We start from the raw sequence: 15,883 nt of genomic DNA, 5'->3' as shown, positions 1-15,883 counted from the left end.
TTTCTCTTAATCAATAGTAACTATGACAATGCTAATGAGCTTCCTAAACTCAATCAATCATATTATTTATTGATTATCCTTTCATTTGATAAAAATAATCCTATTATAGCATCCAATCTATTTTTTACACTGATTTCATTCTCTAATATATCTATTCCCTTTGTCATTATGTACATATCACACTCTTCATTAGCAACTTTATACGTGTTTCCTTCATCTCCATGAGCTAATAATATTGATGATATACCTTTATTTCTATGTACTCCTATATTTAGTCCTGTTAGATAGGATATCATCTGATAATATGCATAATTTCCTAACTTATTTTTTTCATATATATCTACATACTTTGTATCTATAACTAAAATAGGTCTTTCTGTATCTTTCTCTAATATTAAAAAATCTGCATCCATCTTTAAAAAACTATTGTTGTTTAATTTATTAAAATTATTATCAACTTTTACTATAGAGTCTATAGTATGTTGATATCTTAAATAATAATTTTTATATTCTTCATTTATTAGCTCATTTAATAATATAAAAATATATTGCTCAAATAGTAAATCTGTTTTTATCATAAAGTTACAAAATAGTCCTTTCCCATGCCTTAATGATGATGCAAATCTATCTTTTAAAATTATTTGAGAGATAGCTATTAAAGTTTCATAATGTGAATTAGTCCTATTTTTACAATAAAAAGTACGATTTATATCTATATTATTTATAACTGCAGGATTTATTAATACTGAAAGCTCATTTTTATAAAATAGTAACTTACTCCTAATATCCTTACCTAACTTATATCGTGTAAGAAGCTTATCTATTGCTTTATATAGAATAATATTTTCAGGTGTATAAAATGTTAATTCATTAAATTTACAATAAAATTTAGTCCCTAAAATATTTTTTCTTACCTGTTTACTGACATCTAATTTTCCTCTTAGAAAATATATATTCTCTATATTTTTATTATAATTTTTTGTGTACCCAATTTTACTTATTTTACATAATTCATTTAAAAATGTTAATATAAGAGCTTCAATTAATTTTGTATTACCTTCTTCAACATTCACTAATACTTTTGGGTCTAAGTATAAATATCCTCTTCCATTTATATTTTCATAATCAGATGTAGCAACTCTATTTATCATATTAAATATGTTTAGGACATCTCCAACTTTAGGGTATATCCTATAAATACTATCACCTAAATCTAATACTCCAACTATGTTTTTTCCTTTTACTATTGTCTCATTTTTTCCTTTTGTGAACTCGAAGCAAGTTTTAAATTTCTGTTTAATATACGATAACTCCTTAGAAGAATTCCTAAGTGAAAAGCTTTCATTTTCACTTAAGTTATATATCTTTTTATCTTTTGGTCTATTGCTCATCTTTAATAGCCAACTCTTTTATTAATTCTAGTATGTCTTCACTATCTTCATATACAAAATTACTTGTTTCTCTTTCTATAAACCTTTCAGGTATTACATCTATAATTTCATCATATTCTCCTAAGAAATATTCTTCTAACAAAGGTATTATATCTTGTGTCCACACATCAACTATATTCTCATCTTTGAATACATCTTTTCCCATTAGATATGAATGACCTATCATCTTATCAGGTCCTATAAAACTTATCTTAGATAGTTTTTTATTTATATTTTCTATTGCATCAACTGATTCATATAATAAATTTCTATTATCATTTTCAGTAGATACAAATGTGTATAGTTCTTTTATTAAGTCTAATTTAGGATTACACTTAACAAATCCAAATCTTCTTCTAAGTGCTATATCCATATTAGCTATACTTTTATCACTAGTATTCATTGTTGCTAAAATAAATATATTTTTAGGTATTCCAAATGTATCATTTGTAAAAGGTAATTTAACAACTTGTTCATTGTGAGATCCTAACCTCTTATCTGTTTCTAATAGTGTAATAGTTTCTCCGAATACCTTTGGCATATCACCTCTATTGATTTCATCTATTATTAATACAAAGTTATCACAATAATCCCATGATAATGTACTTTCTAATAATCTATATTTTTCATAGCAAGTTTTCCAATTTTTTATGATACTTAATACTTCATCTTTCTCAGCTTCTGTAATTTCTTGATTCTCAACTTGATTTGAAAGATTCTTCTTTATTAGATTCTTAAGAGCTTTATAACAAATGTCTTTTAATACTCCATTTTTATTGTAATATGCAATTCCTGTATCTATAGTTTTTACAGATATACCTTCTATGAAATTTTCATATTCAAATGATGGATGTAAAGTTATCATATCTATGTTATTTTCTTCATTGTCTCTATACCTAGAGAATAGTTCTTTAAGCTTCGATCTCTTACTTATGAAAGAATCATTTAGTCTATATATTTTTTCACTTTGCGTTTGGTATATAGAATCCTCTTCAGCTACCATACCTAATGAATATTCAGTATTAGTAACATCAGTAACTATTTTCATATTTCTTAATAAGTCTTTACCTTCTTCACTTAAATAATATTCACTTATATATCTAGAATCTTGTGCTTCAGATTCTACAACAAGTCCTAAATCTAATAAGTATGGTATAACCCAGCTTAAAAATTCATTGTCTTCAGCTTTATATCCTAAACATATTTTTAATAACTTATTTTCTTTTTCAGTTCTTTGTATACTTTTAGGTGTACTATATTTAAATATATATCCATTTCTAGCTATAAACCATAATGCTCCAATTATAGTACTCTTCCACATACTCATATTGTGTCTATCAGTATTTTTTATAGAATTTAATACTGCATCTTTAGCAAAGTCAGGTAAGTTTCTTAAGTTGTGTAGATTTATACCTTCATTTAAATTTATTAAATTTTTGTATTCTTCTTTTATTCTTATACCTTCTTGATTTAATCTAACACCCTTTTTATTACCTTGTAGCTTCTCTTCTACTCCTAAATCAAAGTTAGTTACTGCTCTTGAATATTGAGCAAATGTAGAAGATCCTTTGTCTGGCCATTGCTCTCTTGAAATACTTATATCATCTTTTTCTATCATTATAGCCATGAATTTATTTAGTGCTGACATATTCCTATAACAAGTCTTTCCTGGCTTATATTCTCTATCATTTAAAAATTTTGATTTACTTTCATTTTCAACTTTATCATATTCAAAGAATTTTTCAAATGCTTTGTTAGCTATTTGTAAATTTATTTCTGTATTATTATTTTCTGTACTAGTTTCTGCCCCTAAATTCTTTAGTTCATTATCTATATTAGGATTTATTATTCTAAGCGCAGCCTCTCTAGCTTCATATGTTTTTCCTGTCCCTGGCGGTCCATAGTATAATATTTGTTTTTTACTCATAAAGAATTCCCTCCATAAATCGTTATATTTCCTATTTTAACCTTTTATGTTATATATTTTCAAACCAATCTTTATCTATAGTTATTTTTTCGACCATTTCTACTTCTACACCTAATCCCAGTTCTTTTAAGTGTTTTGTTAGTTCATCTCCATCTATTACGTCTATTGGTGTAGCGCCATCTCTCTGAGCTTCTTTTATAGCTTTTCTTGAAAATATACCTGTCGTTATTACTAATCCTTTATCTGCTCTTCCTACCATAGCACCTCTAAAGTCTCTTATTATAGAAGCTCCAACAGTACCTGAATATCTTTTAGCCTGAAATACTACATGAAATGATAATACTCCACCTAGTTTTAATATCCCCTTTCCGTCAATACCTCCATCACATGATCTTTTAGTTACTTCCACATTTACAAATCCTAATTCTCTTAATAAGCGTTGGCATAATTTTTCAAATCTATCTGGTTCAATTTTTTTTACTATTTCAAGTATCTCATCTTTCCATACATACTCATCATTGCCACATTCAATATCAATTGCTTGATTATCTACTATAAGTTCTAAATCTGAATCTTTTTTATTCTTTTTACTCTTTACCTGCCTTGCTCTATTGATTAAATCAACTGATTGTATATCTTCTACTTCTTTACCAACTGAAGTTATAGACCATACTCCTCTTTTACTATTTTCAATATATCCAACATTTTTCAAATTAGTTCTAGCCCAAGCTGCTCTATATTTTAATTTAGTAGTACTATTATCATGCATATAATTTATTTCTTCATCTGTTAAATTTAATATTTTGGCAATCTCATCATCTATTTCACTAATAGTAGCTGACCCTCCAAGAGTATCTATTGCTTGAAAACATGGAATCATTAAATCTTCATATGTATAATTAAACATAAATTCCCCCTAATTATCTAAAATTTGTTTTTATAAAAACAGAAATGGTATCATTCTCCATAATACCATTTTACTAATTTAATCCAAATATGTCTTTATCTTACTTGCTAAATTAAATGCTAAATTAACAGGAACACAGTTCCCAACTTGTTTATATTGACTAGTCTTTGACCCTGTTATAATAAAATTATCTGGTATCGATTGTAATCTACAACACTCTCTAACAGATGGAATTCTATTCTCTTCATAATGGAAGTAGTTTCTATGACCTGTATCTACTGTGTGTGATGGCTCTTGACTATTCATTCTTTGGAAAGCCTTATTATATTTTCTGACATTCCAAAATTCTTCTGGTAAATCTTTAATACTTCCACCATCTTTTATTTGAGATATTATATCTATAGTTTGTTCTGTATGTTTTGTTTGTTCATGATTGTATATTTCAACACTATCATTTCTAATCTCTCTTTGGAAATCATTTAATGGTTCATTATTATATTTTAATCCTTCATCAGCATTATTTAATTTATCTAATGATGGTAAATCTCCTAAAGCTTCTTTCGTAGATATCTTATATCCTAACGATTCAGGGAACTCAAACTTTTTACCATTCTTTAACCCAACAAAAAATACTCTCAGCCTTTTTTGTGGTACTCCATAATCAGATGAATCTAATATCTTAGCTTCTACTGTATATCCTAATGATCCAAATCTTTCTTTTATATCATAATAGAACATTCCTTTGTTTAATGTAAGTAGTCCTTTTACATTCTCTATAACAAAGAAATCTGGCATAACTTCTTTTACAACTCTATAGTATTCTAAATATAAAAAGTTTCTATCATCTTCTACATTCCTAGTTCCAACTGTACTAAATCCTTGACATGGAGGTCCACCTATTATTCCTGTAATATGATGCTTTGAAGTTATTTCTTTTATCATTTCATTGTCTAATAGCTTTATATCCATATTTTTTGCTATTTTATTTTCACGATTGTAATTATATGTTTCTATAGCATCTTTCCATACGTCTATTGCTAAAATACTTTCAAATCCAGCCTTTTCAAATCCTTGGCTAAATCCTCCAAGACCACAAAATAAGTCTATTATCTTTGGCTTATTGCTCATTATCTAAAACCTCCATTATACCTTTCGCTATAGCTTTTGCTAATAACGGTGGAACTGCATTACCTACTTGTCTATATTGGCTAGTTCTAGACCCTAAGAATTCGAATTCATCATTAAATGATTGTAATCTAGCTGCTTCTCTAACTGTTGGTATTCTATGATACAAAGGATGGAAATAATTACTATGTGCATTACCTGTATCAATAGTTACTGAACAATCTACTTCATTTAATCTTTTATAAGCTGATGAATGTCTATTACTTCTTTGATTATCAAATAATTCTAGTGGTATATCTCTCCAGTTTCCACCTTGTGGAACACAAGCTATTCTATCTTGAACTTTTTGGGCTGGATATTTTATAAGATGATTCATTATTGTATTTTGACTATTTCTTAAATATTTCTGATAATCCGTTTGTGGATCTGTATCTAATAAATATATATCTTGTCCTTCTCTTAAGTGATATAATTCACCTATTGCCTCTTTAACTGTCACTATTTTTCCTATTTTTTTAAGACTATCAAAATCAAATTCAATTCCATCTCTTATCGCAACAAAAAATGCTCTTTCTCTTCTCTGAGGAACTCCATAATCACTAGCACTTAAAACTCTTGAATTTATAGAATATCCTAATTCTTTAAATATACTATATATTTTTTCTTTTGCATATCCATTGTTAATCGTTAATATGCCTTTTACATTTTCTATTAAAACTGCTTTTGGTCTTACAAGTTCAACAAACTTCATATATTCAAAAAACAACTTGTTTCTTGGGTCTTCATCTTCTTTTTTATATCTATTGGCCGTGGAAAATCCTTGACATGGTGGACCTCCTATTATAATGTCTACATCTTTTATATTTGTAAACATATTAGGAATATCCTCATTATCTAGGGCTAACAAGTCTATACATTTAGCTTGGGACTTTGGAAAATTATGTTGGAATGTATTTATAGCATCTTGATTTACATCTATACCTCCAAATATTTCGCAACCTGCTAGTTCAAAACCTAAACTAATTCCTCCACATCCACAGAATAAGTCTAATACTTTATATGCCATTTTTATTACCTCATTTCCGTTGCTATTTATAAATTAAATCTTTTATTAAAATTTGTTTCATTTTCGATATTTAAATAATCACGTAACTTGCTCATAGATTTTTGATTCAATACTAATTGCAAATACTTTAAGTTACCCACTTGATAGTAATAATGATATCCAAAAGTTTTTCTCAAAGTTTCATTTCCTATAGATATGTCTAAATCACATTTTTTTGCTGCTTCATTTAAAATCCTATATAAATGAGATCTATCTATAGGTTCTTCTCCTCTATTACTTTTAAACAAATACTTATTTCTTTCATCCCCTATATTGTTAAATAAAAGATATTCTTTTATAGCATCTCTTGTATTTTTTGTAATGTCATATTTGATTCCATTGATACTTATTGAATCTCTAATATTATTAGAATCTAATATATCTTCAATTTTGAGATTTAGTATTTTACAAGTTTTTATACCCGTATTTATCCCCATTACAAAAATCAAATAATTTCTTAAGTTCTTTGACTTCAAATATTTTTTTATTTTATTTATGTCTTCTATATTTTTTATAGGTTCTACTAATTTCATAATTAATCAATCCTAACTATTAATACATCTTAATATCTATTTTTTTACTTTTGCTGTATTTAATTATATATATTTATTATTATTTTTTCAATATTTTTTTATTTATACATAATTTCTACAACTTTTTATATTATGGATCTCTTTTTTTAACTTACTCTTAATCGTTCTCGTACAATCTACATAATCGCTTCGATAGCTCTGGCCATACTCTTCTCTATATAATGCTCTACCCTCTCTTTAATATCTAAATCCATATATAGTATTCACAAGGATATCTAGCCCTAAGATATCACCTCATATTAGCACATCTTTAATCATCACCTATAAATTATATCCATAGTGCCTTAGAAACATTCTTATACCTCTATTTAGTTTATTTACTATGAATTTAGTCTCTTCTATATCATCATAACTAATATTTAAGATATTATTTTATTTAGCTCCTTAGACAAATAATTTTTACTCTTCAGTTTTATAATATCTCTCAGTTATCTTTTCAATAAACAGGTCAAGCTTCTGATAAACAATCGCATCTAATTCATTTTCAACTTTCCACAGTTCGAAACCATATTGAATTATGCTATAGTGTTCTTTCATACTTGTATACTATTACTTATTTTTAACTTCTCTATTTTCCATATAGCTTTCATGTATCGATATTTTATAGTCATTTTTGATTGAACTATCAAGAACTTTTGAACTTTATCTATATGAAGACTTCTCGAAGCACTTACCACTTATTGTAAAGCTCCATGTGTATATTTCTAAATACTTACTATTTCTTTGACTTGCTTTTTTTAGCTCTATCTCTTGGATTACATAGTTCGATCTTCTTTCCTTAAACAAAAAACTCAATGGAAACTATAGTTATATCTAGAGATATATCCATTAAATTAAAAACTCTTAAAGCTAATCAAAATGAATTTAAACTTATATCATCAGGTTTATATAAAGACTCTAACTATGTATTTTGTAATGAATTAGGAGAACTGTTTAATGAAAATAAACCTAATAAAATCTTAACTACTATTTTAAATAAAAGCTGGATTGATCCTATCAAATTCCATGCCTTAAGATATACATATTCCACTAGGTTATTCGAAGCTAAGATTCTACCTAAAACAACTCAACCCTACTTGGCCACTCTAATATAAGTATTACTATTGATATTTACACTCATATTATGGAAGATAAAAAAGCATAGATTATATATAAATTAAATTCATTAATATTTAATAGAAAAAATTTATACTTTTAAAACACTTGTTCATATTTTGATACAGTTTCTATTTCTTTCAATGCGTTTTTAAAATCATTTTGATATATATAAGACCTAGTCATATTTAATTGTTGTTTGAACATTTCATATAAGCTAGAATCAAATTTTAATGCTTCTAAAATTAAGTTCATATTATTATCTACAAATTTAATATATTCTGTAGAATTCTTATCTATTTTTCTTGATTTATATTTTAATGCTAGATCATTTATATAATTTTTACTTATTTAATCTAGAAGAGTTTATAACATTTTTCATTTGTTATAATTTTATATCAAATATTTGAAATTGATTATCATATTTGGAACATGCAAATACATATTTTTTACCATGCTTTATATCTAGCTTTTCTAATAATGTACTTACTGATTTAAAATCAAAGTAATTTGACTTCACCTGTACAGATACTTCATAATCCTTAAAAATAATAGTAAAATCATTTATTTGTTCAAAAGTTATCTCTTGATAATCTTTCTTATCTATATTATCAAATAAATAAATTAGACTTACACAATCTTGAATTGCAGTTCCTGTATAATTAATTACACCACCTGTATTTTTTCTACTAAAATATTCTTTAATCCATATTTTTACTCCTCTTTACTAAAAAATAATTCTTCTACTATTGTATCTAAAGCACTAAACAGTTTAACCATCAAATCATTTCTTGGATTATTAGCCTTACCTCTTTCCAAATTAGATAAATAATATCTTGATATACCAACTCTATCTGCCAGGTCTTGTTGATTTAGACCTTTTTTAATACTAAATATTTTTAAATTGATTCCCATACTTTTTCTTCCTTTTTTCTAGTTTACATTCGTAAACTTTACATTTTAATTATAATGTCGATATATGTGTACTGTCAATAAGAATATATTATTTTTCTGTTCTCATTTGTGTACTTTTGGGATATACTTTATACGAGGTGATAATATTGCAAATTGGAAAAAACTTAAAAAAGATAAGAAAACAAAAAGAACTAACACAGATTCAACTTGCTGAAATTAGTGGCATCTCAAGAAATGCTCTAATAAATTATGAAAATGATAAAAGAATACCTAGTATAGATACCTTATCAAAACTCGCTAAAGCTTTGAAAATTGAAAAGACTATCTTTTATTTTGATATTGAAAATGAAGTAATGACTAATGAAGATATTTTATACTTTTTACAGTCTTTATTCCCAGAAGAATACTATTCTTTTGATGAATTTTTAAATGCTATTTCAAATCTTATGGAAGATGATGATATTAGGATTACCTCAAGTTTATTGCTAGGCGCTTGGTCTGATAAAGACCAATATTATAAACTTGGTGAAAAATTAGAACTAAATGAAAATCAAGTTTATAATTGGATACTTTCAGATTGTATATCTAATACTGAATTAGATTTTTCATTATATCCTGATGATATAAAAGAAATTATTAAAAATGATGTTCTTACAAAACAATCAATTGATGAATTATTAGATATTGGTTTATCAGAAGAAAATATAGAAACAATCTATGATTACTTTAGTGAGGCAACAGATAATGGGAGTAACATTCGACTAAAAAAGTTAATATCTCAAAAAGAAAATATGACTATTAAAAATAATGATTACTTTAAATTATTACAAGAAAATAATGAATTAAAGGAAAAAAATAAAAAGCTTGAAAATACACTTAAAGAAATAAAAAAACTACTAAATAAAATATAAAAATAGTATCTAAAACAATGGTAAAAAACTATGAAAGGAGCTACAATCATGAATAAATCATATATACCAAAATACACACATAAATTCCCTACTAATCTACCTCATGGAGATAAAAAATATACTTTAACATACATTAGAAGAATGATAAGTGAATTTGTATATGATATGAGTAACCTAGAAAATAACCCCTTTACATTCCCAGAAGTACAAACATTACTTGATGGTATAACAGTGGGTGGACATAAATTAAGTGACCAAAATCAAATACTAAATATAAAATCATCATGGGATTATGTAATAAAATTAAGTAACAAAGAAAACTTATCTTTAAATAAAGATACAATTTGCTCTATACATAAAATAGTTGCAAAAGATGAAGCTCTAATCGTTGGAGATTTTAGAAACGGTAACATAGGTATAGCTGGTACTACTCAATATGAATGCATAGAAGCCACTCTATTAAATGATTTATTTGTAAGTGACATAAATATCATAAATAAAATAACTAACCCCTTAGAAAAGGCTATAATAATAAATTTATGGTTATCCTATTGCCAATTCTTCTATGATGGCAACAAAAGAACTGCTAGACTTACCTCAAACCTAATACTTATAAGTAATGATATAGGAGTTCTATCAATACCAGCTAAACATAAACAAGAGTACAACACATTAATGCTAAACTTCTATGAAACACTAGAAGCTGATGAAGTTATAAAATTCTTATTAGAGAAATGTATTACATTCTTTGATGGATATAACTATAAATCATATAAGGAGCTGTTTAAAAATGGCAACTAAAAGAGCTAATGGAGAAGGCTCTATCGGAAAATATAAAGATGGTTGGCGTTCCCGTATAATGATTGGCTATAATGAAGATGGTAAACCAATAAGAAAAGAATTTTATGGTAAGACTCAAAAGGAAGTTAAAGATAAACTAGATGCTTATAAAAAACAATATTATTTAAGCTCTGACATTTCAGATGATAAAATAACTTTAGAGCATTGGTTTTACAATTGGTTGTTTGAATATAGAATAAAAGATTTAAAACCTAAGTCATTTGAAAGATATGAAAGCATCTATCGTAATTATATTAAAGATACTGATTTAGGCAATGTTAAATTAAAGGACTTAAGAGTATCTCACATACAAAAATATTACAATAGATTGCTTGATTCCAATAAAAGTATAGCTACTATAAGGCAAATAAACACTAAACTAAAAACCTGCTTATCAGAAGCTGAAAAACAAGGTCTTATACAACGTAACTATTGTACTATGGTAAATATACCAATTGAGAAAAAGGAAAATAAACTTGAAATATTGACTCTTGAACAACAAAAGAGTTTTATAAAAACTATAGATGGTCATAAATTAGAGGCATTATTTTTACTTGCCCTTGGTACTGGACTTAGATTAGGAGAATTATTAGGACTTAAATGGTTTGATATTGATTTTAAAAAGTCCAATTTAACAGTTAAAAGAACTCTTCAAAGAACATATCTTATAGATAAAACTGGAAATAGAGAGCTTAAAGTATTGGAGCAAGAGCCAAAGACATCAAATTCTTACAGAACTGTACCTACTCCAAAGGATGTCTTAAATAAATTGAAAGAACATAAAGTAAATCAAAATACAGATATATTAAAGGCTGGAGAATTATATAGAAATGATAATTATGTATTTTGCAATGAATTGGGTATCCCTATAGATGATAAAAGACCTTTAAGGAATTTAAAGTCCATATTAAATAGCTTAAATATAGAGCCTATAAAGTTTCATGGTCTTAGAAAAACTTATGCAACTAGACTTTTTGAGAATGATGTCCCTCCTAAAACTGTACAAGTTTTAATGGGTCATTATGATATATCAATAACTTTAAATATATATACTCAAGTTATTGAAGATAAGAAGGTTGAAGCTATAGAAAAATTGGATAAAATATTTTCATTGTAAAAATCAAATACATATAAATATTGTGATTTAATATAGTTAATTACAAAATCAAAATAAGGATACAAATTAATTTAATATTATCTTGTATCCTTATTCTTATCTAGTTTTTTCAATATTTATCTTGGATAGCCTTTATGATACATTAATCCATTTTCTAGCATTAGTTCTTGAGCCAAGTATATATGACCCTTACAGTGCATATCTGATACACCCTCACTTATAAGTTTATATATTTCAGAAGTATATAAATAATCCATACTTTCTTCCAAGCTCTTACCTGTTTGCTTAGAAAATTCTAATATGATTTTTTTATATAGTATTTGTAATAATGTTTTATTTGCTTCCATAATCACTATACCTCCTCTTCATACCTAAACTTTAAATATTTATCTATTACATTTTGATTGGTTATACATATTTGTTCATTTGGTTTATAGTATTTTAATCTTTTTAAAGCTTCATCTTTTTCAATAAGATTATCTTGATACAGTTCTATTGTATTGTAAATCTTATCATCAGCAATTCCACCTATTATAACATCATATTTCATATATACATCACTCATATTTCTACATTCTAATATAAAGTCAAGCCATTCTAAATTATAACTATCGAATATTTTTACATTACAAATTTTTTTTAATTCATCAATATCTAAAGAATAGCTATTTAAATATGCTTTTTTACCCCTTTTCTTAAAACGTTCTGTCCAGTTAAGTGCCTGTGTTTTTATACTAGTTAAATAGAATCCTTTTCCAAAATCTAAAGAATCTCTTGAAAAGGTAATATTAGGCGTTTTTACCACACAGTATGAACCATGATATACAATCATTATATCACGCCCTTTTCTTTAAGTACTTGTATTAAATCTTGCACTATATAACTTTTACTTTGAGAATGTAGTGCTTCATAGCAAGGTATTATATAGTTATCTAAAATATCAGTATCATGTTTAAGAAGTTTATAAACTCCTTCTGAATCTATATTCAACTTTTCTGCTAAAGCTTCAATGCAAAAAATAGAAAATTCTAGTTTTCTTTCATCCATTACAAACCTCAACTCCTATCAAACTTATATAATATATATTTTTATTAATTAACAACTTAAACTATTTTACATTTATAAAAATATTATATCATAAAGTAGATATTAAAATTCTATGTTACCTAATATCATAATAAATAAAGGTTTTTTATACACCCTAAATGCACCCCAATATACCCTCAAAAAAACCTCTTTTTCTGTGGTTGGGGTACAGTTGGTGGATTTCATCTCCAAAATAAAAAATACTAGTCAATAAAGACTAGTATTTCCAAGTATTTCATCATTCTTTTTTTAAAATTGGTGGAGACGAGGGGAGTCGAACCCCTGTCCGTAAGTCTTTTCCTCGTTGCATCTACATGCTTAGCCAACTTCACTAGTATCTCGCCTCACATAACGCCAAGTGGCAGGCTCTATGCTTAGCCAGTCCCAATTAATCTACTTTAAGTCGAGACACCCCTAAAGTAGTTCCCTGCATAATGACGTCCAGTCTTAGTCGGCAGGAGGACTAAGAGGGACGAGCAGCAACTAGGCTGCTATCGCGAAATTATCGTCTGCGTTTATTTTAAAGTTCCCCAGTTTTTACGTGACCCAGAGTAACACGACATGCAGCCTCAAGTTCCAAACCCACGTCGAAACCTTTACGACCCCTTGAGTAGTTTATAGTCCATTAGACTTTTCGCAAACTTTATCACCATTTTTATTAAATTTTTAATGTATATATAATATAATACTTTTAAGAATAAAAATCAATGTTATGTTCTAGATAATAAAGAATTTTATTCTAAAAAATACACTTTTATCTAATTTAATACTTGCCTGTCATTTCTCTTTCTATACGTCTTTGTGCATCTTTCTTAGCCATATCTTGACGCTTATCATATAACTTCTTCCCTTTTGCTAAAGCAATTTCTACTTTAACTTTACCATTTTTTAGATATAAACTAAGTGGTATAAGTGAATACCCCTTTATAGTAGTTGCTCCAATAAGTTTTCTTATCTCATGCTTATGAAGCAATAATTTTCTAACTCTTAAAGAATCAACATTGAATATATTTCCTTGCTCATATGGACTTATATGAACTTGTTTCAAAAATACTTCACTATTATCTACAGATGCATATCCATCACCTAGGTTAACTTTACCTTGTCTTATTGATTTTACTTCTGTTCCTTTTAATTCAATTCCACATTCATAAGTTTCTTCTATAAAATATTCATGTCTTGCTCTTTTGTTTGTTGCTAATACTTTCTTACCAGCCATATAAATCTCACCTTCTTTGCTAGAAATTTTTTCAATTGATATTAATAATTTGCTAAATTTTTCATTCTACTAAATCATTTGACTAACCTGTATAATAACATATTTAGGAATTTTAGTCAAGATTACACTAATATATTAAGTTTCTTAAGTAATATGATAAATAGTAAAGCAAAATAAATAACAAGCCATATCAAATACATTCAATCCCAAGCTAAATTTAACTGCTAAAATCAATTTATTAACTTCAAAACAAAAACTACTCTAAATATCTATCTTTTATCTTTTAATATGCCCATAAAATATAATACCCACAAATAATAAATAATACTCAAAATATCCATTTAAATAATCACATATCCTTAAAAAATCCTACTTCAGCTATAACCATCTTAAAGTTTCTTAAAAGATGTAAAAATTTGATGATAAAGTAGCCATTTTTCCAAAAAAAATGTAATATATAATTATATCTTGTAATATTTTAGAGATAAATATTAACTATAGTAGGGAGAAATTTGTATGGATTTAAGCAAAAAAGTAAGAATTTTAGAAAATGCATCAGATGGCAAAAGTGAATTTGAAATATTAGAATTTGAAAAACTTGAAGGTGCTTCTAGCCCAATGATGGCAATGGGATTATATTTTGCTAGAGAAGCTGGCTTAAGAGCTAGACAAATTAAGATAAAGTTAAATAATTCATCAATAAAAACAGAAGCTGGTGCATTATATTATTATAAAGGTAATATCTCCTCTGAAACTAAGATTGGTGGCGTTGGAGGCCTTTTCAAAAAAGGAATATCAGGAGCACTTACTAATGAATCAATGATGAAACCTGTATATAAAGGTACTGGCGAAGTTTACTTAGAACCTTCTTTTAGACATTACTTATTTATGAGTCTTGATAATGATTCAATAGTTGTTGATAAAGGATTATTCTATTGCTGTTCTGATACAATAGAAGTAAAGGCATTTACACAAAAGAACTTCTCATCTGCTTTACTTGGTGGTGAAGGTTTCTTCCAAATAGAATTAAGTGGTACTGGTGTAATCGTTCTAGAATGCGTTGTTCCTCAAAGTGAAATTGTAGAATATGAATTAAAAAATGGAGAAGAATTAAAGGTAGATGGTAACTTTGCAATAGCAAGAACATCTGGAGTTAATTTCTCTGTTACTAAATCAGATAAATCTTTAATTGGTTCTGCTTTAAATGGTGAAGGTTTCTTAAATACGTTTACTGGTAATGGTACAGTTTGGTTAGCACCAACTCAAGTAATGTATGAAAAATTAAGCTTTGGTTCAATGCCTACTAATGATAATATGAATAATAAAGTTTCTAGACAAAAATAGTAGTTTTATAAATACTTACTAAATCATTATGAAATTTATAAAATTGTTATAGGTTTTATTTGACTATCACTGTGAAATCATTATGAAATTTATAAAATTACTATCGGTTTTATTTGACTATTATTATGAATTCACTATATAATTTATAAAATTACTATAGATTTTATTAAACTATTATTGTGAAATCACTATAAAATATAAATTTGAGAGCTTTTAATAAAATTCAATATATATATTCTTATACTAATAGATAGATACATCTATTTACA

18 protein-coding genes and 1 other RNA gene are annotated in these 15,883 nt (G+C 26.6%); 5 read left to right on the top strand and 14 right to left on the bottom strand.

Annotated elements, in window-relative coordinates; all coding sequences use genetic code 11:
• Window positions 1-62: 62 nt before the first annotated feature.
• The 7 genes from Q3287_RS09700 to Q3287_RS09670 form a co-directional block, all read right to left on the bottom strand.
• Window positions 63-1,391: a 5-methylcytosine restriction system specificity protein McrC gene (locus tag Q3287_RS09700; protein WP_407963998.1), complete on the bottom strand. Its 1,329-nt coding sequence runs from the start codon at window positions 1,389-1,391 to the stop codon at window positions 63-65.
• Window positions 1,381-3,357 carry an AAA family ATPase gene (locus Q3287_RS09695; RefSeq protein ID WP_407963997.1) on the bottom strand — a complete coding sequence of 659 codons (1,977 nt, stop codon included), beginning with the start codon at window positions 3,355-3,357 and terminating at the stop codon, window positions 1,381-1,383. Before Q3287_RS09695 ends, Q3287_RS09700 begins: the two co-directional genes overlap by 11 nt.
• 49 nt (window positions 3,358-3,406) lie before the next feature.
• Window positions 3,407-4,264 (bottom strand): restriction endonuclease, encoded by an 858-nt coding sequence (locus tag Q3287_RS09690; protein WP_407963996.1) that lies wholly within the window; start codon window positions 4,262-4,264, stop codon window positions 3,407-3,409.
• A gap of 78 nt (window positions 4,265-4,342) precedes the next feature.
• A complete protein-coding gene (locus Q3287_RS09685; protein ID WP_407963995.1) occupies window positions 4,343-5,392 on the bottom strand; it encodes a DNA cytosine methyltransferase in 1,050 nt (349 codons plus the stop codon).
• Window positions 5,382-6,455: a DNA cytosine methyltransferase gene (locus tag Q3287_RS09680; protein ID WP_407963994.1), complete on the bottom strand. Its 1,074-nt coding sequence runs from the start codon at window positions 6,453-6,455 to the stop codon at window positions 5,382-5,384. The genes Q3287_RS09685 and Q3287_RS09680 overlap by 11 nt, the downstream gene beginning before the upstream one ends.
• 26 nt (window positions 6,456-6,481) lie before the next feature.
• A complete protein-coding gene (locus tag Q3287_RS09675; protein ID WP_407963993.1) occupies window positions 6,482-7,027 on the bottom strand; it encodes a tyrosine-type recombinase/integrase in 546 nt (181 codons plus the stop codon).
• 459 nt (window positions 7,028-7,486) lie between these two features.
• Complete coding sequence (locus tag Q3287_RS09670) at window positions 7,487-7,624, bottom strand: hypothetical protein (RefSeq protein WP_407963992.1); 138 nt, start codon at window positions 7,622-7,624, stop codon at window positions 7,487-7,489.
• A 257-nt stretch (window positions 7,625-7,881) separates the two neighbouring features.
• Here Q3287_RS09670 and Q3287_RS09665 point away from each other — a divergent pair, with 257 nt between their 5' ends.
• The gene (locus Q3287_RS09665) at window positions 7,882-8,181 is read left to right on the top strand and encodes a tyrosine-type recombinase/integrase (RefSeq protein ID WP_407963991.1); all 300 of its coding nucleotides are present in this window, start codon (window positions 7,882-7,884) and stop codon (window positions 8,179-8,181) included.
• Between the two features lie 100 nt (window positions 8,182-8,281).
• On the opposite strand, the gene Q3287_RS09660 is transcribed toward Q3287_RS09665, so the two are convergent.
• Together Q3287_RS09660 and Q3287_RS09655 are read right to left on the bottom strand one after the other, a co-directional pair.
• On the bottom strand, window positions 8,282-8,437 hold the full coding sequence (locus tag Q3287_RS09660; RefSeq protein ID WP_407963990.1) for a hypothetical protein: 156 nt from the start codon (window positions 8,435-8,437) through the stop codon (window positions 8,282-8,284).
• Between the two features lie 459 nt (window positions 8,438-8,896).
• Entirely contained in the window at window positions 8,897-9,097 is a 201-nt protein-coding gene (locus Q3287_RS09655) for a helix-turn-helix transcriptional regulator (protein WP_407963989.1), read from the bottom strand.
• Between the two features lie 137 nt (window positions 9,098-9,234).
• Between Q3287_RS09655 and Q3287_RS09650 the strand changes: the two genes are divergently transcribed.
• The 3 genes from Q3287_RS09650 to Q3287_RS09640 are packed head-to-tail and all read left to right on the top strand — an operon-like array spanning window position 9,235 to window position 11,965.
• On the top strand, window positions 9,235-10,008 hold the full coding sequence (locus tag Q3287_RS09650; protein ID WP_407963988.1) for a helix-turn-helix domain-containing protein: 774 nt from the start codon (window positions 9,235-9,237) through the stop codon (window positions 10,006-10,008).
• Window positions 10,009-10,056: 48 nt separating this feature from the next.
• A complete protein-coding gene (locus Q3287_RS09645; protein ID WP_169470057.1) occupies window positions 10,057-10,809 on the top strand; it encodes a Fic family protein in 753 nt (250 codons plus the stop codon).
• Window positions 10,799-11,965, top strand: coding sequence for a tyrosine-type recombinase/integrase (locus Q3287_RS09640; protein ID WP_407963987.1), 1,167 nt, complete (start codon window positions 10,799-10,801; stop codon window positions 11,963-11,965). The genes Q3287_RS09645 and Q3287_RS09640 overlap by 11 nt, the downstream gene beginning before the upstream one ends.
• A gap of 116 nt (window positions 11,966-12,081) precedes the next feature.
• Here Q3287_RS09640 and Q3287_RS09635 read toward each other — a convergent pair whose 3' ends face one another.
• The 5 genes from Q3287_RS09635 to smpB all read right to left on the bottom strand — a co-directional run bounded on the left by Q3287_RS09635 (window position 12,082) and on the right by smpB (window position 14,270).
• Window positions 12,082-12,312 carry a hypothetical protein gene (locus tag Q3287_RS09635; RefSeq protein WP_407963986.1) on the bottom strand — a complete coding sequence of 77 codons (231 nt, stop codon included), beginning with the start codon at window positions 12,310-12,312 and terminating at the stop codon, window positions 12,082-12,084.
• A 5-nt stretch (window positions 12,313-12,317) separates the two neighbouring features.
• Window positions 12,318-12,797, bottom strand: a complete 480-nt coding sequence (locus Q3287_RS09630; protein ID WP_103950662.1) for a DUF3990 domain-containing protein — start codon at window positions 12,795-12,797, stop codon at window positions 12,318-12,320.
• Complete coding sequence (locus Q3287_RS09625) at window positions 12,797-13,012, bottom strand: DUF3791 domain-containing protein (RefSeq protein ID WP_021426802.1); 216 nt, start codon at window positions 13,010-13,012, stop codon at window positions 12,797-12,799. Before Q3287_RS09625 ends, Q3287_RS09630 begins: the two co-directional genes overlap by 1 nt.
• A 295-nt stretch (window positions 13,013-13,307) precedes the next feature.
• Window positions 13,308-13,657: a transfer-messenger RNA gene (gene ssrA, locus Q3287_RS09620) on the bottom strand.
• 157 nt (window positions 13,658-13,814) lie between these two features.
• Window positions 13,815-14,270, bottom strand: a complete 456-nt coding sequence (gene smpB / locus Q3287_RS09615) for an SsrA-binding protein SmpB (protein WP_054277589.1) — start codon at window positions 14,268-14,270, stop codon at window positions 13,815-13,817.
• 516 nt (window positions 14,271-14,786) lie between these two features.
• Here smpB and Q3287_RS09610 point away from each other — a divergent pair.
• A complete protein-coding gene (locus tag Q3287_RS09610) occupies window positions 14,787-15,614 on the top strand; it encodes an AIM24 family protein (protein WP_054271636.1) in 828 nt (275 codons plus the stop codon).
• Window positions 15,615-15,883 lie beyond the last annotated feature (269 nt).

Origin of the sequence: Clostridioides sp. GD02404, assembly GCF_045898275.1 — a bacterium.
Taxonomy (GTDB): domain Bacteria; phylum Bacillota; class Clostridia; order Peptostreptococcales; family Peptostreptococcaceae; genus Clostridioides; species Clostridioides difficile_A.
This window is presented reverse-complemented; position numbering and strand designations above follow the sequence as displayed.